The sequence below is a fragment of the Pseudotabrizicola algicola genome, from assembly GCF_010915705.1.
GTDB classification, from domain to species: domain Bacteria; phylum Pseudomonadota; class Alphaproteobacteria; order Rhodobacterales; family Rhodobacteraceae; genus Pseudotabrizicola; species Pseudotabrizicola algicola.
This window is the reverse complement of record NZ_JAAIKE010000004.1, coordinates 87173-105449: the sequence shown is the minus strand read 5'-3', so window position 1 is coordinate 105449 and position 18277 is coordinate 87173. Positions and strand designations below refer to the sequence as shown.

Annotated in this window: 19 protein-coding genes; 11 read left to right on the top strand and 8 right to left on the bottom strand. The window is 65.9% G+C overall.

Annotated elements, in window-relative coordinates:
- The first annotated feature begins 7 nt into the window (after positions 1-7).
- A complete protein-coding gene (locus G3572_RS13580; protein ID WP_164612798.1) occupies positions 8-2110 on the top strand; it encodes a ComEC/Rec2 family competence protein in 2103 nt (700 codons plus the stop codon).
- A gap of 7 nt (positions 2111-2117) precedes the next feature.
- Here the strand turns inward: G3572_RS13580 and lexA are convergent, their stop codons facing one another.
- The 6 genes from lexA to G3572_RS13550 form a co-directional block, all read right to left on the bottom strand.
- The gene (lexA, locus tag G3572_RS13575; protein WP_164612796.1) at positions 2118-2810 is read right to left on the bottom strand and encodes a transcriptional repressor LexA; all 693 of its coding nucleotides are present in this window, start codon (positions 2808-2810) and stop codon (positions 2118-2120) included.
- A 91-nt stretch (positions 2811-2901) separates the two neighbouring features.
- Positions 2902-4086 (bottom strand): molybdopterin molybdotransferase MoeA, encoded by a 1185-nt coding sequence (locus tag G3572_RS13570; protein ID WP_164612793.1) that lies wholly within the window; start codon positions 4084-4086, stop codon positions 2902-2904.
- Entirely contained in the window at positions 4083-4571 is a 489-nt protein-coding gene (gene moaC, locus G3572_RS13565) for a cyclic pyranopterin monophosphate synthase MoaC (RefSeq protein ID WP_164612791.1), read from the bottom strand. Before moaC ends, G3572_RS13570 begins: the two co-directional genes overlap by 4 nt.
- Positions 4568-5380, bottom strand: coding sequence for an indole-3-glycerol phosphate synthase TrpC (trpC, locus tag G3572_RS13560; protein WP_164612789.1), 813 nt, complete (start codon positions 5378-5380; stop codon positions 4568-4570). The genes moaC and trpC overlap by 4 nt, the downstream gene beginning before the upstream one ends.
- A 38-nt stretch (positions 5381-5418) precedes the next feature.
- Positions 5419-6432, bottom strand: coding sequence for an anthranilate phosphoribosyltransferase (gene trpD, locus G3572_RS13555; RefSeq protein WP_164612787.1), 1014 nt, complete (start codon positions 6430-6432; stop codon positions 5419-5421).
- Positions 6429-7016, bottom strand: a complete 588-nt coding sequence (locus G3572_RS13550; RefSeq protein WP_164612784.1) for an anthranilate synthase component II — start codon at positions 7014-7016, stop codon at positions 6429-6431. Before G3572_RS13550 ends, trpD begins: the two co-directional genes overlap by 4 nt.
- A 142-nt stretch (positions 7017-7158) precedes the next feature.
- Between G3572_RS13550 and G3572_RS13545 the strand changes: the two genes are divergently transcribed.
- Positions 7159-8694 carry a divergent polysaccharide deacetylase family protein gene (locus G3572_RS13545; RefSeq protein ID WP_354004033.1) on the top strand — a complete coding sequence of 512 codons (1536 nt, stop codon included), beginning with the start codon at positions 7159-7161 and terminating at the stop codon, positions 8692-8694.
- Here G3572_RS13545 and G3572_RS13540 read toward each other — a convergent pair.
- Positions 8691-9104 carry a hypothetical protein gene (locus G3572_RS13540; protein ID WP_164612779.1) on the bottom strand — a complete coding sequence of 138 codons (414 nt, stop codon included), beginning with the start codon at positions 9102-9104 and terminating at the stop codon, positions 8691-8693. The two genes, G3572_RS13545 and G3572_RS13540, sit on opposite strands and share 4 nt — an antisense overlap.
- Positions 9101-10522 carry a metalloprotease TldD gene (gene tldD, locus G3572_RS13535; RefSeq protein WP_164612777.1) on the bottom strand — a complete coding sequence of 474 codons (1422 nt, stop codon included), beginning with the start codon at positions 10520-10522 and terminating at the stop codon, positions 9101-9103. Before tldD ends, G3572_RS13540 begins: the two co-directional genes overlap by 4 nt.
- Before the next feature lie 183 nt (positions 10523-10705).
- Here tldD and coxB point away from each other — a divergent pair, with 183 nt between their 5' ends.
- From coxB to G3572_RS13490, 9 genes are all read left to right on the top strand, one after another.
- Positions 10706-11653 (top strand): cytochrome c oxidase subunit II, encoded by a 948-nt coding sequence (coxB, locus tag G3572_RS13530; protein WP_164612775.1) that lies wholly within the window; start codon positions 10706-10708, stop codon positions 11651-11653.
- A gap of 70 nt (positions 11654-11723) precedes the next feature.
- Positions 11724-12659, top strand: a complete 936-nt coding sequence (cyoE, locus tag G3572_RS13525) for a heme o synthase (RefSeq protein WP_164612773.1) — start codon at positions 11724-11726, stop codon at positions 12657-12659.
- Positions 12656-12856, top strand: coding sequence for a cytochrome c oxidase system small membrane protein (locus G3572_RS13520; protein ID WP_164612771.1), 201 nt, complete (start codon positions 12656-12658; stop codon positions 12854-12856). Before cyoE ends, G3572_RS13520 begins: the two co-directional genes overlap by 4 nt.
- Complete coding sequence (locus G3572_RS13515) at positions 12853-13422, top strand: cytochrome c oxidase assembly protein (protein WP_164612769.1); 570 nt, start codon at positions 12853-12855, stop codon at positions 13420-13422. The genes G3572_RS13520 and G3572_RS13515 overlap by 4 nt, the downstream gene beginning before the upstream one ends.
- Positions 13423-13447: 25 nt before the next feature.
- Positions 13448-14248 carry a cytochrome c oxidase subunit 3 gene (locus G3572_RS13510; protein ID WP_164612768.1) on the top strand — a complete coding sequence of 267 codons (801 nt, stop codon included), beginning with the start codon at positions 13448-13450 and terminating at the stop codon, positions 14246-14248.
- Between the two features lie 107 nt (positions 14249-14355).
- On the top strand, positions 14356-15027 hold the full coding sequence (locus G3572_RS13505; protein WP_164613190.1) for an SURF1 family protein: 672 nt from the start codon (positions 14356-14358) through the stop codon (positions 15025-15027).
- Positions 15028-15040: 13 nt separating this feature from the next.
- On the top strand, positions 15041-16426 hold the full coding sequence (gene thrC, locus G3572_RS13500; protein ID WP_164612766.1) for a threonine synthase: 1386 nt from the start codon (positions 15041-15043) through the stop codon (positions 16424-16426).
- Entirely contained in the window at positions 16423-17682 is a 1260-nt protein-coding gene (locus tag G3572_RS13495) for a M16 family metallopeptidase (RefSeq protein WP_164612764.1), read from the top strand. Before thrC ends, G3572_RS13495 begins: the two co-directional genes overlap by 4 nt.
- Positions 17682-18266, top strand: a complete 585-nt coding sequence (locus G3572_RS13490) for a GNAT family N-acetyltransferase (RefSeq protein ID WP_164612762.1) — start codon at positions 17682-17684, stop codon at positions 18264-18266. Before G3572_RS13495 ends, G3572_RS13490 begins: the two co-directional genes overlap by 1 nt.
- Positions 18267-18277 lie beyond the last annotated feature (11 nt).

Genomic DNA, 18277 nt, shown 5'->3' with positions numbered 1-18277 from the left:
AAACAAGGTGGCGGTCCTGACTGACTGGCTATCGCGGCCCGTCGCGGCGCTGGCGGCGGCCAGAGGCACGCTGTTTCCTTGGGTGCCGCTGTTCATCGGTCTGGGCATCGGCGGCTGGTTCAGTCTTGACTGGGAACCGGGGCCAGCGGTTTACGCGGGGGCGGCCTTGCTGGTCTTGGCCTCTGTCGCCTTTCGCCATCGGGGGCCCGAGGGGGGGCACCCCATTGCCGCCGCTGTGGCCTGTGTGGCGCTGGGGGTGCTGGCCTGCGGGGTGCGGGCGCAGAGCGTTCAGGCGCCGATGCTGGACTTTCGCTATTTCGGGCCGGTCACGGGGCGCGTGATCGGGATAGACCGCAGCCAGACCGACGCCCTGCGCGTCACGCTGGACCGTGTGCAGCTTGACAGGGTGCGCGCCAGCCGCTTGCCCGAACGGGTCCGCATTTCCTTGCGTGCCAAGGAACCGGGGCACATGCCCTTTCCGGGCGAGATCGTGATGCTGACCGCCACGCTGCAAGCGCCCGACGGGCCGGTCGAGCCGGGCAGTTTCGATTTCCGGCGCATGGCGTTCTTTGACCGGCTGGGCGCGGTGGGCTATTCCAACGCGCCGCTGGTGCTGTGGCAGGCCGCCCCCGAGGGGTGGAGCATTGCAGAACTGCGCCGCGATCTGGCCTTGGCGCTGATGGCGGCTGTTCCGGGCGATGCGGGGGGCTTTATCGCCGGCATCATGACGGGGGACCGGTCGGGCCTGAGCAAAGAGGCGGTGCAGGCGCTGCGCGATACCAATATGGCGCATATTCTGGCGATTTCGGGCATGCATATGGCCTTTCTGACCGGATTTGTCTTTGCGGGCCTGCGCATGGCGATTGCCTGTGTGCCGCCGCTTGCCCTGCGGGTGAACGGCAAGAAGCTTGCCGCTGTGGTGGCCTTTGCGGTGGCGGCCTTCTATCTTGCGCTGTCGGGGGCCAATGTGGCGACCGAGCGGGCTTTCATCATGGTGGCGGTGATGCTGGGCGCGGTGCTTTTGGACCGCAAGGCGCTGACCCTGCGCTCGGTGGCGCTGGCGGGGACGATCCTGCTGCTCTGGCAGCCTGAAACGCTGTTGGAGCCGGGGTTCCAGATGTCCTTTGCCGCGACTGTTGCGCTGATCGCGGGGTTTCGCGCGGTGGACCGGCGGATCGTGGCGGGCCGACTGCCACGCTGGGCGATGCCGGTGTTCGCCTTGGTGCTGTCGAGCCTGCTTGGCGGCTTTGCCACCGCCCCATATGCCGCCGCCCATTTCAACCGCTATGCCGATTACGGGCTGATTGCCAATCTGCTGTCGGTGCCGGTCATGGGGTCGGTGGTGATGCCTGCGGGGGCGGTGGCGGGGCTGCTGGCCCCGTTCGGGCTGGCGGGGCTGCCGCTTTGGGTCATGGAGCAGGGTGCCGCATGGATCTTGGGGGTGGCGCATTGGGTCGCGGGCTGGAACGGGGCGGTGACGGCGATCCGGGCGCCGGGCCCTTGGGTGCTGCCTCTGGTCACGCTGGCGGGCGCGTTTGTGGTTCTGCTGCAGGGCCGGTGGCGCGCGCTTGGCTTGCCGGTGGCGCTGCTTGCGCTGGGGCTCTGGCTGGCGGCGGACAGGCCGGCGGTGCTGATCTCGGCGGATGGCGCGCTGGTCGGGGTGCTGGGCTCCGAGGGGCGGGCGCTGTCGGCAGCGGGCGGCGCGGGATTTGCCGCGCTGAACTGGCTTGAGAACGACGGTGATCTTGCCTCGCAAGAGGCGGCGGCGGCGCGGGCGGGCGTGACGGGGCCGCCTGGGTTGCGGCGCTTCGAGGTGGCGGGCGTCACGGGGGTGGCGCTGAAGGGCAAGAGCGCCGCCGCGCGGGTGGAGGAGGCCTGCGCGCAGGCGGATTTTGTGGTGGTGTCCGTGCCGGTGCCAGTGGGTCCACTGGGCTGCGTCGTGCTTGACCCCGAAAGGTTGCGCGGCTCTGGCAGCCTGGCCCTGTCTCCGGGCGGCGGGGGACTGGTCGTGCGCCCGACCTTTGGCGCGGCGCGGCTCTGGTCATCACCGCGCCGCCCTGATGGTCTGGTGCAGGTCATTCAGGCGCGGCCGCGCGCGGCCTTGCCCTGACGCCCGTTCAATAGCTGCGGATCAGCCCGACCAGACGGCCCTGCACCTTGACCTGATGGTCCGGCAGGACGCGCGTTTCATAGGCGGGGTTTGCCGCTTCGAGCGCGATCATATTGCCGCGACGGCGGAAGCGTTTCAGCGTCGCCTCGGCATCATCGACCAAGGCCACCACGATATCGCCATTCTCGGCCGTGTTCTGTTCGCGGATGACGACGATATCGCCATCGTTGATCCCCGCCTCGATCATCGAGTCGCCCTTGACCTCGAGCGCGTAATGGTTGCCGCGCCCTGCCAGCATCGAGCCGGGCACTGCGACGTGGTGCGAGACCTCGGAAATCGCCTCGATCGGGACACCGGCGGCGATGCGGCCCATGACGGGCAGTTCCAGCGCATGCACCGTTTCCACCGCGAGGGCGGCGCGGGGCTGTGGCGCGGCGGGTTTGTCGCCTTCGATCACGCGGGGGGTGAAGCCGGGTTTGTCCATCGCATCGGGCAGCTTGATGATCTCCAGCGCGCGCGCCCGATGGGCCAGCCTGCGGATGAAGCCGCGTTCTTCCAGCGCGGTGATCAGACGGTGGATCCCCGACTTGGAGCGCAGATCCAGCGCATCCTTCATTTCGTCAAACGAGGGCGGAACGCCGTCGACATCCATGCGCGTCTTGATGAAATCCAGAAGTTTCAGCTGTTTGCGCGTAAGCATGTCCCACCCTGATCTGCGTTCGTTAATGTTATGTTCTGCCCGTGTTCCCGTTTTGTGTCAAGTCCCGCCTGCGATTCAACCTCTGGCCCCGTCAGATCGGCAGATACGAGACCAGCTCGCCCTTGCTGCGCGCACCATCGCCGACGGGGCGCAGCAAAAGCGCGTTGGCGTGGGACAGGATCGAGAGGAGCGAGCTGTCCTGCCGGTCGAAGGGGGCGATCCGGGGCAGGCTGTCGGTTTCGGTGAGCGTCGCGCGCATGTAATGGGCGCGGGGGCCGTTTGCCGCGACATCCTGCGCCAGAACGGCGGTGCGGAGTCTGGGCGCAACAGCCTCGGCGGGCAGGCCAAGAAGCGCGCGCAGCATGGGCAGCAGGAACAGGTGGGCGCAGACCACGGCGGAAACCGGATTGCCCGGCAGCCCCAAGAGGGCGGCCCCGCCAAGGCGGCCCGCCATCAGCGGCTTGCCGGGGCGCATCGCGATTTTCCAGAACGCGCGCTCCATCCCCAGTGAGGCAGCAACCTCGGCCACAAGGTCATGGTCGCCCACCGAAGCGCCGCCCGTTGTCACGATCACATCGGCCCCCTCGGCCAGACCGAGCACATAGCGCAGCGCCTCGGCGCTGTCGCGGGCGATGGGCAAAAGCCGCACTTCGGCCCCGGCCTCCTCGGCCAAAGCCTTGAGGGTGAAGGAGTTCGAGGCGATGATCTGGTCGGGGCCGGGGGTTTCGCCGGGCATCACCAGTTCATCCCCCGTGGCGATGATCGCGACCACGGGGCGGCGGGTGACCGGCACCAGCGGCAGGTTCATCGCGGCGAGCAGCGCCAGATCATTGGGGCGCAGCAGGCGCGGGGAGAGCGTGTCGCCGGTGCGGAAATCCTGTCCGGCGGGGCGGATGTGGGTGGCGCTGTCGGCACCGTCCTTGACGGTGATGATGTCGCCATCGCGCGTGACATCTTCCTGTATGATGACCCGCGTGGCCCCTGATGGCAGGGGCGCGCCGGTAAAGATGCGGGCGGCCTGCAAGGGGCCGAGAGTGCCGTGCCACGCATGGCCTGCGCCCGCCTCGCCCACCACGGTGAAGCGGTCACCGGCGGCGGGGTCGCCTTGCACCGCATAGCCATCCATCGCCGAGGCGGCAAAGGGGGGCTGGTCGCGCGTGGCGGTGGCGGGCTGCGGCATGTAGCGGCCTGCGGCCTGCGCCAGAGGCACCTGTTCAACCGGCAGCGCCGCCACCAGCGCCAGACAGCGCGCCAGTGCCTCGTCGACCGAGATCACGCCTGATCCCCGGCGTCATAGCGGCCCGATTTGCCGCCATCTTTCAGGATCAGCCTTATCCCTTCGATCCGCATGGATTTTTCGACCGCCTTGACCATGTCGTAGATCGTCAGGCACGCCACCGAAACGGCGGTCAGGGCCTCCATCTCTACCCCGGTCTGGCCGCCGGTTTTCACCGTCGCCTCGACCACCACGCCCGGCAGCGTCGGATCTGGCGTCAGGGTGAGGGCGACCTTGGTGATCGGCAACGGGTGGCACAGCGGGATCAGGTCGGCGGTTTTCTTCGCGCCCATGATGCCGGCCAGTCGCGCCACGCCCAGCACATCGCCCTTTTTCGCCTGACCGCTGGTGATCAGCGCCAGCGTCTCGGCAGACATCACCACCGACCCGCGCGCGACCGCCACGCGGGCGGTCACCGGCTTGTCAGAGACGTCCACCATATGCGCTGCGCCTTCCGCATCAAAATGGGTGAGGCCGGAGGTCATATCCCGCCCTGTGCGGTGAGGGGGCGGGCAAGGATGGCGCGGGTGGCGGCGGCCACATCGTCCTGCCGCATCAGGGATTCGCCAATGAGGAAGCAGCGCGCGCCGTATTGCGCCAGATCCGCCAGATCGGCAGGTGTGAAGAGGCCGGATTCCGAGACGATCAACCGGTCTTCGGACACGCGGCGCGCCAGATCGCGCGTGGTCTGCAAGCTGACCTCGAACGTATGCAGGCTGCGGTTGTTGATGCCCAGAAGCCGCGATTTCAGCAGGGCGGAGCGTTCCAGTTCGGCGCGGTCATGCACCTCGATCAGCACGTCCATGCCCCATTCGATCGCCGCCGCCTCGAGTTCCGCCGCCTGATCGTCCGAGAGCGAGGCCATGATGAGCAGGATGCAGTCGGCGTGCAGGGCGCGCGCCTCGGCGACCTGATAGGGATCGTAGAGGAAATCCTTGCGCAGGCAGGGCAGCGACGTGGCTTGCGAGGCTTGGGTCAGGAATTCATCGGCCCCCTGAAAGGATGGCCCGTCGGTGAGGACCGAAAGGCAGGTGGCCCCGCCTTCCTCATAGGCCTTGGCAAGGGCAGGCGGGTCGAAATCGGGGCGGATCAGGCCCTTGGACGGGCTGGCCTTCTTGATCTCGGCGATCAGGCCATAGCCGGAGCCTGCGGCGGTGGACAGCGCACGCGCAAAGCCGCGCGGGGCAGGGGCCGCGCGGGCGGCATCCTCGACCTCGGCCAAGGGGCGGGCGGCTTTGCGCGCGGCGATCTCTTCCAGTTTGTAGGTCTTGATACGGTCGAGGATCGTGGTCATGGCGGGTTCCTTGCCCTGCGGGCGCTCAGGGTGGGAGTTCAGGCGTTGGTCAGGCGGGCGAGGGCGGCGATTTTTGCCTTTGCCGCCCCTGAATCGATGGAAACGCGGGCCATTTCGACGCCTTCGGCCAGTGTCTTTGCCTTGTCAGCCACCACCAGCGCGGCGGCGGCGTTCAAAAGCACCGCATCGCGGTAGGCCCCCTGCGCCCCGTCCAGCAGGGCGCGCAGGGCGGCGGCATTCTCGGCCGGCGTGCCGCCCATGATCTTTTCAAACGGGTGATAGGGCAGGCCCGCATCTTCGGGGTGCAGGGTGAATTCGCGCACATGCCCATGCTCTACCGCCGCCACTTTCGTGGGGGCCGCGATGGAAATCTCGTCGGTGCCGTCGCCGCCATGCACCAGCCATGCCTTGATGGTGCCAAGCGCCAGCAGGGTTTCGGCCATCGGGCGGATCAGGGCGGGCGAGAACGCGCCCGTCAACTGGCGCGTGACCCCTGCGGGGTTGGTCAGCGGGCCAAGGATGTTGAAAATGGTGCGGGTGCCAAGCTCTTGCCGCACGGGCATGACGTGGCGGATGGCGGGGTGGTGCATCGGGGCCATCATGAAGCCGATGCCTGCCTCGCGCAGGCAGGTTTCCACCTGTGCGGGGCCTACCATGACGTTCAGGCCCATTTCCGTGAGCGCATCTGCTGCGCCCGATTTCGACGACAGGTTGCGGTTGCCGTGCTTGGCCACGACGACGCCCGCCCCTGCCACCACGAAGGCGGTGGCGGTCGAGATGTTGAGCGTGCCCTTGCCATCGCCGCCGGTGCCGACAATGTCCATCGCGCCTTCGGGCGCGGAAACCTTGTTGCACTTGGCGCGCATGACGGTGGCGGCGGCTGCGTATTCGTCGACCGTCTCGCCGCGCGTGCGCAGGGCCATGAGGAAGCCGCCCATCTGCGCGGGCGTGCCTTGCCCGTCGAACAGTGCGCCAAAGGCGGCCTCGGCCTCGGCGCGGGTGAGGGGGCGTTCGGCGGCGAGGCCGATCAGCGGTCGGAGAACCTCGCTCATGCGGTCACCTTGACGCGGGCTTCGTCAAGGAAGTTGCGCAGGAGTTGATGCCCGTGTTCCGAGGCGATGGATTCGGGGTGGAACTGCACGCCCTCGATCAGGTGGGTCTTGTGGCGCAGGCCCATGATCGTGCCATCCTCGAGCCATGCGGTCACTTCAAGGCAATCGGGCAGGGTGGCACGTTCCACGATCAGCGAATGATAGCGCGTGGCAAGGAAGGGAGAGGGCAGGCCGCGGAACACGCCGCCGCCCGCGTGGTGCATGGCCCCCATCTTGCCATGCACGATTTCATGGCAGCGGATGACCTTGCCGCCAAAGGCCTCGCCGATGGTCTGATGGCCGAGGCAGACGCCGAGCAGCGGGATCTTCGCCTCGTATGCGGCGGTGGTGAGGGGCAGGCAGATGCCTGCCGCCGCCGGATCGCAGGGGCCGGGCGACAGGATGATCGCCTCTGGCGCCATCGCCAGAACGTCCTGCACATTCAGCGCATCATTGCGTTTTACAACGACATCCGCGCCCAACTCGCCGAAGTAATGGACGAGGTTGTAGGTAAAACTGTCGTAGTTGTCGATCAGAAGCAGCATCTTGCGAGGGCCTGTCGGATAGGGGATGAAGCGCGCGGCGGGTCGGGCTATAGATGGTCAGACCGGGGCAGGGGCGTCAAGACCGCTTGATCACCTGTCCCGGATGGGCACAATGTCCGGCAACGAAAAAAGGGGCAAGGCAGTGCGCGGGTTCGTTCAGGGAGTGGTATGGGGAAGTCTGGCGGCTGTCGGCGGGCTTGTCGTGGTGTCGCAGGTCGCAGGGCCGGTAGCGGAACCAAGGCTGACCGAGGCGGCTGCGCCGCCCGCCGCCGAGGCTGATCCGCAAGCCGCACCCGCTGCCGCGAGTGCGCCGGAGGAGGCCGCGGGCGCTGCGCCCGAGGCCCGAGAGGCGGAGCCCGAGATTGCTGCTGCCGCACCTTCGGCCTTGGTCGATGCCCCTGTCGGGCAGGATGCGGCAGAACTTGCGCCCGCGCCCGCGATGCCCGCGCCAGCCGAAGCCGCGATGACCCCGACGCTTGCCGCGCCGCCCGTGGCCCCCGGCGCAGATCCTGTTGCCGAAGCGGCGCCCGCGCCGGTCGAGCCTCCGGCGGCCCCGCCCAGCGAGGCCCCGGGCGATGTGCTGGCCTCTGCCGGACCTGTCCGGCAACCTGTCGCCCCGTCGGCGGGGGATGCGCCCTTGGCGGCATCGCAGCCTGCAGCTCCGGCGCTGCCGCCCGCCGAAGGAAATCCGGCCCCTGCCGATTTGCCGCCCCTGCCGCCTCTGACGCCGGAGGAGGAGGCGCTTTTGCAGCCGCTGCCCGAAGCGGGCGAAACCCAGGCCGAGCCAGAGGCCGTGCCCGCCGATCCGACGCCCGAACCGGGACCGCTGCCGGAAGCGGGGCCAGAGGCGGTTGCCGAGGCGGACCCCGCCCCCGCCCCGTCGCCCGATGTTGGCGATCCGGCGCAGTCTGTGGTGACAGGGCGGCTGCCCCGCATCGGGGCCGAGCCGCCTGCCGCTGCCGAGGCCAACGCGCCGCTGCTGCCCGATGTCGCGGATGCCGCCGATCTGCCGCCCCGTCTGCGCTATGCGCGCCCGTTTGAAAATGCCGCGCAGAAGCCGCTCTTTGCCATTCTCTTGCACGATGACGGGCAAGAGGGCGTGGACCGCGCCGAGCTTGCCGCGCTGGAGTTGCCGTTGTCGATCGTGATCGATCCCTTGTCGGAGGGGGGTGCCGAACGCGCCGCGATCTGGCGCGCGGGCGGGCAGGAGGTGGTGATGGCGGGAACGGGTATTCCGGTTGGCGCAGGCCCCGGCGATCTGGAGCAGAGCTTTCAGGTGCTGGCCACCCGCCTGCCCGAAGCGGTGGCGGTGATCGATGCCGATGGCAATGCCTTTCAGAACAACCGCCCGCTTGCTGCGCAGGTGGTGCCGATCCTTGCCGAACAGGGGCGCGGGCTTGTGACCTTCGATCAGGGCCTGAATGCGGCCGATCAGGTGGCGCGGCGCGAAGGGCTGCCCGCCGCGGTGGTGTTTCGCAGCATCGACGGTGGGGACGAGACGAGCCCCGTGGTGCGCCGCTATCTTGACCGTGCGGCGTTCAAGGCGGCGCAAGAGGGGCGGGTGATCGTGATCGGCACCTTGCGGCCCGAAACGGTGGCGGGCGTCTTGGAATGGGCGGTCGAAGGGCGGGCCTCGACCGTGGCACTGGCCCCTGTGTCGGCGCTCTTGCAGGACTAGGCGGGCCGCATCGGGCGCAATATGCCCAGAACCGCGCGCAGGATCAGCAGGATCATCGCCCCCGAGACGGCACTGGGGGCAAAATCTGCCATTGCACCGATCGCGCCGCCGATCGCGAGGCCGGTGGCGGCTGCGGGCAGCCAGCCAAACCAGCCAAGCCGGATGAGAAGCGATGCGACGGGCAGGGCGAGGATCATTCCCGCAAGGCTGAGGAGGGGCGAGAGCATGAGCGCGGTGCCCGTCACCCAGAGCGCGAGCCCCTGCGCCGGCGGAAGGGCCGGGCCTGCCAGCCGGAGCAGGCCAAGGCAGAGCACGCCGGTCGCTGCGGGCAAAAGCACCGCGACGACCGCGGCGGTCAGCAGATCGCGCCAGGGCGTTTGCAACTGCTCTGGCGAGTAGATCAGGCTCACGCTGCGGAGCCGCCCACCGTCAGCCCGCCGATCAGGAGGCTGGGCTGGCCCACGCCCACCGGCACCCATTGCCCTGCCTTGCCGCAATTGCCGATGCCGGGATCGAGCGCCAGATCACTGCCGATGGCGCGGATGTGTTTAAGCGCGGTGGCCCCGTCCCCGATGAGGGTCGCCCCCTTGACGGGCGCGCCGACGCGGCCGTTCTGGACGCGGTAAGCCTCGGTGCAGGAAAACACGAATTTGCCGCTGGTGATATCGACCTGACCGCCGCCGAAGCCGACGGCGTAGATGCCGTCCTTGAGGCTGGCCAGAATGTCCTTGGGGTCATCCTGTCCGGCCAGCATATAGGTGTTGGTCATGCGCGGCATCGGGATATGGGCATGGCTTTCGCGCCGCCCGTTGCCGGTGGGAGCGACGCCCATCAGCCGCGCATTCTGGCGGTCCTGCATGTAGCCCACCAGAATCCCGTCCTCGATCAGCACGTTGCGGGCCGAGGCGGTGCCTTCGTCATCGATCGAGATGCTGCCGCGACGGTCGGGGATGGTGCCGTCATCCAGCACGGTGACCCCGCGCGCCGCGATCTGCTGGCCCATCAGCCCCGCGAAGGCCGAGGTCTTCTTGCGGTTGAAGTCGCCTTCCAGCCCGTGCCCGATGGCTTCATGCAGCAAGATGCCCGGCCAGCCGGGGCCGAGGACGACATCCATCACGCCCGCCGGGGCGGGAACGGCCTCGAGGTTGACGAGGGCGATGCGCAGCGCCTCGCGCACCACGGGTTGCCAGTGGCCGGGCTCCATGAGTGCCTTGAGGCCAAAGCGGCCGCCGCCGCCCATGCCGCCCTGCTCGCGCCGCCCGTTCTGCTCCACGATCACCGAGATGTTGAGCCGTGTCATCGGGCGCACATCGCGCACGCGAAGGCCCTCGGGACGCAGGATTTCCACCTCCTGATAAGAGGCGGCGATGGTGGCGGACACTTGAATGACACGCGGATCGAGGTCGCGGGCGAAGGCATCGATCTCGCGCAGCATCTCGATCTTGACCGCGAAAGTGGCATCCGCCATCGGATCGGCGTCGCCATATAGCTTCACATTGGTGCCTTGGGGCGGGGGGGCAAGGACCCCGCCACCATCGCCCACCGCGAGCCTTGCGGTTTCCGAGGCGCGGCGCAGCGCGGATTCGCTTATCTCTGTGGCATGGGCATAGCCTGCCACCTCGCCCTTGACCGCGCGCAGGCCAAAGCCTTCGGAGGCGTCGTAAGAGGCGGTCTTGATCCGGCCATCATCGAGCACGATCGCCTCGGACCGCCGCCGCTCCAGAAACAGCTCGCCATCCTCGGCCCCTTGCGTTGCCGCGCGCAGGATCGCCAGTGCCGCCGCCTCGTCCAGATGGGTTTCAAAGGGGCGGAATGGCTGTTCGGTCATCTAGGCTGTCCTTGATCTGAGTCAAATGGCGCTGCTATGTCGCAACGGTTTCTCTTGTGGCAGACACCCTAATATGGTTTCAAGACAGCCGGAAACAACGGGATTCTATCGCGGCTCAACCATGCGCTTTCGGTGGTATTCTGGCAAGCGGCACCCAAGCCGTAGAGATAACGGGAACAGAACATGCGTCTTTGGAACCAAATCGGCGGGGTCGCCGCCAGTGTTGCAGGCCTGATGTCGGGCAGTGCTGCTGTTGCGCAGGGTCTTGAAATTGTGGGGACTCCTGTTGACAGGGGCACCGGATTTCAGCCTGCGGCCACTGAACTTGCCCGCGATTTGCAGGGGCTGGACTGGATGATGCTGGTGATCATCACCGTGATCACAATCTTTGTCACCGCGCTGCTGATCTGGGTGATCATCCGCTACAATCAGAAACGGAACCCCAAGCCCGCGACATTCACCCACAATTCCCCTCTGGAAGTGGCGTGGACGGTGGTGCCGATCCTGATCCTTGTGTTCATCGGCGCGTTTTCTCTGCCCGTGCTGTTCAAACAGCAGGAAATTCCTGTGGGCGACATCACCATCAAGGTGACCGGCTTCCAGTGGTACTGGGGCTATGAATATGTCGACGATGGCATCAACGAGCCGAACGCGGAAGGCGCGACGCCTGTTGCCTTCGAAAGCTTCATGATCGGCGCACCCGCGACGGGGGGCGACAACCGCCTGACGCCGGAAGTCTCGGCGCAACTGGCTGCCGCCGGATACAGTGACCGCGAGTTCCTGCTGGCCACCGATACCGCTGTCGTCGTTCCCGTCGGCAAGACGGTGGTGATGCAGGTGACCGCCGCCGATGTGATCCATTCGTGGACCATCCCCGCCTTCGGTGTGAAGCAGGACGCGGTGCCGGGCCGTCTGGCGCAACTGTGGTTCAAGGCCGAGCGGGAAGGCGTCTATTTCGGCCAGTGCTCGGAACTGTGCGGCATTGCCCATGCCTATATGCCGATCACGGTGAAGGTCGTCTCGGAAGAGGTCTACGCCCAGTGGCTCGCCGCTGCACAGGCCGGGGATGTTGTCCTGTCGGCCGCCGACATCGAAGCCTATTCGGCCGTGAAACTGGCCGCCAACAACTGATCCCCTTTTGCGGGCAAGCGATGTGAATGGCCCCTTAGCCGGGGCCATTTCCCTAAGCCAAGGATAGAGAATGAGCGACGTTCAAGCCTACCCACAAAGCGGAGAGGCGCAGTTTGGCGACTATGTCGCTTTGCTCAAGCCGCGCGTGATGTCGCTTGTTGTGTTCACCGCGCTCGTCGGGCTGCTCGTGGCCCCAGTTGGTGTGCATCCGGTCGTCGGATTTGCCGCGATCCTTTTCATTGCGCTGGGGGCAGGGGCCTCGGGCGCGCTGAACATGTGGTGGGATGCCGATATCGACGCGGTGATGAACCGCACGCGGTCGCGCCCGGTGCCTGCGGGCAAGGTGCAGGCGGGTGAGGCCCTTGGCCTCGGGCTGGCCCTGTCCGGCATCGCGGTGGTGATGCTGGCACTGGCGGCCAACCTGTTTGCGGCGGGGCTTCTGGCCTTCACCATCTTTTTCTATGCGGTTGTCTACTCGATGTGGCTCAAGCGGCTTACGCCGCAGAACATCGTGATCGGCGGCGCTGCGGGTGCATTTCCGCCCATGATCGGCTGGGCGGTTGCCACGGGCGGTGTGTCGATTGAATCGGCGCTGATGTTCGGCCTCATCTTCATGTGGACGCCGCCCCATTTCTGGGCGCTCGCGCTGTTCATGAAGGAAGACTATCACAAGGCCGGTGTGCCGATGCTGACGGTCACGCACGGGCGGGCGGAGACGCGGCGGCAGATCCTGATCTACACGGTGTTGCTGGCTCCGGTGTCGATCTGGTCGGCGCTGACCGGCATTGGCGGACCGTTCACGCTGGCGGTGGCGCTCTTGCTGAATGCGGTGTTCCTCAAGGGCGCCTATGACATCTGGAAGCGCGCCGAGCCGGTGGCCGAGGCCGACAAATACGCGGTGGAGAAGAAGGTTTTCAAGTTCTCGCTTCTCTATCTTTTCGCCCATTTCGCGGCCTTTCTGGTCGAAGCCATGCTCAAGACCTACGGGCTGGGGGGGTGGGCATGAGCTTTCGGCCCGATCACGAACTGCACCAGCGGCGGTTTTCGCGCAATGTGGGGCTGGGCGTGACGCTGGTTGCCTTTGTAGCGCTGGTGTTTGCGCTGACCGTCGTCAAGGTCACGCGGGGCGATCCGATGCAGGCATTTGACCATACCGTGCGGCCAGAAATGGACCGCCCCGTGACAGGAGGCACACAACCATGAACCAGACCGTGAAAACCGCCGCCAAGCTGGCCGGAGTTGTGGTGGTCATGGCCTCGTTGTCCTTTGCGGCGGTGCCGTTTTATGACTGGTTCTGCCGCGTGACCGGATTCGGTGGCACCACCTCTGTGGCCGAGGCCGCGCCCGATACGATACTGGATCAGACCATCCAGATCCGGTTCGACGGGTCTACCTCGGGCGGGATGGCTTGGAATTTCAAGCCGGTGCAGCGCACGATGACCGTGCGGATCGGCGAGAATGCCCTTGCCTTCTACGAGGCGCATAACCCGACCGACCGCCCCATTGCGGGCACCGCCAGCTATAACGTCACGCCGGATGCCGCGGGCGGCTATTTCGCCAAGATCGCGTGTTTCTGCTTTACAGAGCAGGTCTTGCAGCCCGGTGAAACCGTCCAGATGCCGGTGAGCTTTTTTGTGGACCCCGCGATCGTCAAGGATCGTGAAGGCAAGTTCGTGAAAGAAATCACGCTGTCCTATACCTTTTACGAAACACCCTTGCCCGAAGAGCAGGCGGCGCTTGCCGCCGAGCCTGCGGGCAATGTAAACTGACAAAAAAGAACCGAGGGAACCCACAATGGCCCACGCCAAGAACCACGACTACCACATCTTGCCGCCGTCGATCTGGCCGTTTCTGGCCGCGCTGGCAGCTTTCGTCATGCTGTATGGCGCTGTGCTCTGGATGCACGGCTCGGGGCCTTGGGTGGGCCTGATCGGCTTTGTCGGTGTCTTGTATGTGATGTTCGCCTGGTGGGCGGATGTGGTCAAGGAAAGCCATGACGGCGATCACACCCCGGTTGTGGTGATCGGCCTGCGCTATGGCTTCATCATGTTCATCATGTCCGAGGTCATGTTCTTCGCGGCATGGTTCTGGTCGTTCTTCAAGCACGCGATGTATCCGATGGGGCCGCTTTCGCCCATCCAGGATGGCCAGTGGCCGCCGGCCGGGATCGAAACCTTCGACCCGTGGCACCTGCCGCTGATCAACACGCTGGTGCTGCTCTGCTCGGGTGCGGCAGCGACTTGGGCCCACCATGCCATCGCACATGAGAACAACCGCAAGGACCTTGTGAACGGGTTGACCCTTGCCATCGTGCTGGGCGTGTTCTTCACGATCCTGCAGGCCTATGAATACAGCCACGCGGCCTTCGGCTTTGCCGGCAACATCTATGGCGCGAACTTCTTCATGGCGACCGGCTTCCACGGGCTGCATGTGGTGATCGGCACCATCTTTTTGCTGGTTTGCCTGATCCGCGCGCTGAAGGGCCATTTCACGCCGGAAAAGCACGTCGGCTTTGAGGCGGCGGCCTGGTACTGGCACTTTGTCGACGTGGTCTGGCTGTTCCTCTTCGCCTCGATCTACGTCTGGGGCCAGTAGGCCCTGCACCTCTCTCGGGGGGCCATCCGGCCCCTTGACTGCACCACAAGGCGCGGGCCATAGGGTCCGCGCTTTTCGTTTGGAGACTGCAAGCGATGACTGCCCCCATCTTCCGCCGTATGATCCTTCCGTTGCTGTTTGGCCTGATCGGCGCCGCCTTCCTTGCCGGTCTGGGTCTGTGGCAACTGGAGCGGCAGGCATGGAAAGAGGCGATTCTGGCCGATATCTCCGCGCGGATCGTTGCCGATCCGGTGCCCTTGCCCGCCGCGCCCGACCCCGAGGCGGACCGCTACCTGCCGGTCGCTTTGTCAGGGCGCTTTACCGGCGAGGCGCTGGAGGTTCTGGTGAGCCGCAAGGAGATTGGCGCAGGGGTGCGGGTGATCGAGGTGTTCGAGACCGCGAGCCGCCGCCGTATTCTGGTGGATCGCGGCTTTGTCGCCGATGATGCGCGCCTTTCCCCGCGCGGACCGGATGCCTCGGAGGTGGTCGGGAATCTGCATTGGCCCGATGAGGTCGACAGCTATACGCCGCCCCCCGACCCGAAAACCGGCCTTTGGTTCGCGCGGGACGTGGCGCAGATGGCGACGCGTCTGGGGGCCGAGCCGCTGCTTGTGGTCGCGCGCGCCCCGACCGCGCCGGGAATCGAGCCGATGCCGGTCGATACCCAAGGGATTCCGAACAACCATCTGGGCTATGCGGTGCAGTGGTTCGGGCTGGCGATCGTATGGTTGGGGATGACAGCGTATCTTCTGTGGCGTATCAGGCGCAGAACGGTTTGAAGGCAAGGTTGTGATGAAATACATATCTACCCGTGGCACCGCCCCGATCCTGACCTTTGGTGAGGCGATGATGACCGGCCTTGCCCGTGATGGCGGGCTTTATGTGCCGCAAACCATTCCCGTGATGGCGCGCGAGGAGATCGCGGCGCTTGCAGGGTGCAGCTATGAGGACATTGCCTTCAAGGTGATGCGGCCCTATCTGGGCGAGACCTTCGGCGATGACGAATTCCGCGCGCTGATCGCGGCGGCCTACAAGCCCTTTGGCCATCTGGCGCGCGCGCCTTTGGTGCAGATGGGGCCGAACCATTTCCTGCTGGAGCTGTTCCACGGCCCCACCTTGGCCTTCAAGGACTTTGCCATGCAGCTCATCGGCCAGATGATGCAGGCGGCGCTTGCCAAGTCGGGCGAGCGGGTGACGATTGTCGGCGCGACGAGCGGTGACACCGGATCGGCTGCGATGGAGGCGTTCCGGGGGCTGGCCAATGTGGACCTGTTCATCCTGTATCCGCATGGCCGCGTGTCAGAGGTGCAGCGCCGCCAGATGACCACGCCATCCGAGGCGAATGTGCATGCCTTTGCGGTGGACGGCGATTTTGACGACTGTCAGGCCCGCGTGAAGGATATGTTCAACGATTTTGCTTTCCGCGACGGAGTGCAGCTTGCGGGGGTGAACAGCATCAACTGGGCGCGGGTTCTGGCGCAGGTTGTCTATTACTTCTCGTCGGCCGTGTCCTTGGGCGCGCCGCACCGTGCAGTCAGCTTTACCGTGCCGACAGGCAACTTCGGCGATATCTTCGCGGGCTATATCGCGCGGCAGATGGGGCTGCCGATCGAAAAGCTGGTGATCGCCACCAATCACAATGACATCCTGCACCGCGCCCTGACCTCGGGCGAATATCGGACCAACGGGGTCAAACCCTCGATGTCGCCGTCGATGGATATTCAGGTTTCGTCGAACTTCGAACGCGCGCTGTTCCATGCCTATGGCAGTGACGGTCGGGCGATTGCCCAGTTGATGGACGAGATGAAATCGGGTGGCTTCCACATCAGTCAGGGCGCGCTGGAAAGCCTGCGCTCGACCTTTGCTTCGGGCCGTTGTTCCGAGGAAGAGACGACTGCCACCATCACGCGCGAATATGTGCGCACCGGAGAAATCCTGTGCCCGCATTCCGCCGTTGGTGTGAAGGTGGCGAACGAGCATCTGGGGGCCACGCCGATGATCACGCTGGCGACCGCGCATCCGGCCAAGTTCCCCGACGCGGTGCTGGACGCCATCGGGCAGCGCCCCGACCTGCCGCCGCGCATGGCCGATCTGTTCGACCGCCGCGAGCGGCTGACCCGCGTGCCCAATGACCTTGGCCGCCTTCAATCCCTGATCCGCGAAAGGATCGCATCTTGAGCCTGCAAATCTCGACCCTGCCCAATGGCCTGAAGATCGTCACCGAACATATGCCGGGGCTGCAATCGGCCTCGGTCGGGGTCTGGGTTATGGCGGGCGGGCGGCATGAACGCCCCGAGCAGAACGGCATCGCGCATTTTCTGGAGCATATGGCGTTCAAAGGCACGGCCAAGCGCAGCGCCTTGCAGATTGCCGAGGAAATCGAGGATGTGGGCGGATACATCAACGCCTACACCTCCAAGGAGATGACAGCCTATTATGCGCGCTGCCTTGTGGCGGATGTGCCGCTGGCGCTGGATGTGATTGCAGATATCGTGCTGAATCCGGTGTTCGACCCCAAAGAGATCGAAACCGAACGGCATGTGATCTTGCAGGAGATCGGTCAGGCGCTGGACACGCCCGACGATATCATCTTCGACTGGTTGCAAGAGGTCAGCTATCCCGACCAGCCCTTTGGCCGCACCATCCTTGGTCCGTCCGAGCGCGTGAGCAGCTTTACCGCCGACGATCTGCGCGGCTTTGTCGGACAGCATTACGCGCCCGACCAGATGATCCTTTCGGCTTCGGGCGGGGTGGACCATGAAGCCATCGTGCATCAGGCCCGCGCGATCTTTGGGCACCTTGCGGCGCGCGGCATTTCGGCGGTGGAGCCTGCGGCCTTTATCGGCGGCGAGCGGCGCGAGGTGAAAAAGCTGGAACAGGTGCATTTCGCCCTGTCGCTGGAAGCCCCCGGCTATCGTCACCCCGATGTCTATACCGCACAGGTTTACGCAATGACGATGGGCGGCGGCATGTCTTCGCGCCTTTTCCAGAAGATCCGCGAGGAACGGGGGCTGTGCTATTCGATCTTTGCCCAGTCGGGCGCCTATGAGGATACCGGCTCGATCACCATCTATGCGGGCACCTCGAAAGAGGAAATCGCCGCGCTGACCCAGCTTACGGTCGACGAGATGAAGCGCGCCGCCGAGGACATGACCGAAGCCGAGGTCGCGCGGGCGCGCGCGCAGCTCAAGGCGGGCCTGCTGATGGGGCTGGAAAGCCCGTCGAACCGTGCGGAGCGCAATGCGCGCCTGCTGGCGGTCTGGGGCAGGGTGCCCACCGCCGAGGAAGCGGTGGCCAAGATCGACTCCGTCACCATGGCCGATGTGCGCCGTTTTGCGGGCGATCTGGCAGGGGCCAAGAGCGCGCTTGCCATGTACGGCCCGGTGGCAAAAGCCCCCGGTCTGGCGAGCATCCGTGAAAGGCTCGCCGCCTGATGCTGCCCTTCCGCCGCCGTCCCAAGCTGGAGACAGAGCGCATGACGCTGCGCCTGCCCGTGCATGGCGACTGGCGGGCATGGGCAGAATTGCGCGAAGGCAGCGCCGGGTTTCTGACCCCGTGGGAGCCGGTCTGGTCGGCGGACCACCTGTCGCGGCGGTCCTTCACCAATCGCGTCTATTGGGCGCAGCGGGCCGAGGCGCAAGGCACGGCGGTGCCGTTCCTTCTGATCCGGCGGCAGGATCAGCAGTTGCTGGGGGCGATCACGCTGGACAACATCCGGCGCGGGCCGGCGCAATGCGGCACCATCGGCTATTGGGTGGGTGAGCAGTTCAGCCGCCGCGGCTACATGCGCGAGGCGATCATGGCCGTGGTGCATCATGCCTTTTCTGTCCTGGACCTGAGCCGGGTCGAGGCGGCCTGCCTGCCGGAAAATGTGGCGAGTCGGGGTGTGCTGGAGAAGACCGGCTTCAAATATGAGGGCGTCGCGCAAAGTTATCTGCAGATCAACGGGCGGTGGCGCAATCATGTGCTTTATGCCGCTTTGCGCGCCGACCGGCGCGGTCGGACCGATGTGGGCTGACTGCTGACGCA

What these genes read in the sequence shown, in the direction of transcription:
- lexA (WP_164612796.1), bottom strand. Translation starts at nt 2,810, where the DNA reads ATGCTTACGCGCAAACAGCTGAAACTTCTGGATTTCATCAAGACGCGC.
- moaC (WP_164612791.1), bottom strand. Translation starts at nt 4,571, where the DNA reads ATGACCTCCGGCCTCACCCATTTTGATGCGGAAGGCGCAGCGCATATG.
- trpC (WP_164612789.1), bottom strand. Translation starts at nt 5,380, where the DNA reads ATGACCACGATCCTCGACCGTATCAAGACCTACAAACTGGAAGAGATC.
- trpD (WP_164612787.1), bottom strand. Translation starts at nt 6,432, where the DNA reads ATGAGCGAGGTTCTCCGACCGCTGATCGGCCTCGCCGCCGAACGCCCC.
- G3572_RS13550 (WP_164612784.1), bottom strand. Translation starts at nt 7,016, where the DNA reads ATGCTGCTTCTGATCGACAACTACGACAGTTTTACCTACAACCTCGTC.
- tldD (WP_164612777.1), bottom strand. Translation starts at nt 10,522, where the DNA reads ATGACCGAACAGCCATTCCGCCCCTTTGAAACCCATCTGGACGAGGCG.
- coxB (WP_164612775.1), top strand. Translation starts at nt 10,706, where the DNA reads ATGCGTCTTTGGAACCAAATCGGCGGGGTCGCCGCCAGTGTTGCAGGC.
- cyoE (WP_164612773.1), top strand. Translation starts at nt 11,724, where the DNA reads ATGAGCGACGTTCAAGCCTACCCACAAAGCGGAGAGGCGCAGTTTGGC.
- G3572_RS13520 (WP_164612771.1), top strand. Translation starts at nt 12,656, where the DNA reads ATGAGCTTTCGGCCCGATCACGAACTGCACCAGCGGCGGTTTTCGCGC.
- G3572_RS13515 (WP_164612769.1), top strand. Translation starts at nt 12,853, where the DNA reads ATGAACCAGACCGTGAAAACCGCCGCCAAGCTGGCCGGAGTTGTGGTG.
- G3572_RS13510 (WP_164612768.1), top strand. Translation starts at nt 13,448, where the DNA reads ATGGCCCACGCCAAGAACCACGACTACCACATCTTGCCGCCGTCGATC.
- thrC (WP_164612766.1), top strand. Translation starts at nt 15,041, where the DNA reads ATGAAATACATATCTACCCGTGGCACCGCCCCGATCCTGACCTTTGGT.
- G3572_RS13490 (WP_164612762.1), top strand. Translation starts at nt 17,682, where the DNA reads ATGCTGCCCTTCCGCCGCCGTCCCAAGCTGGAGACAGAGCGCATGACG.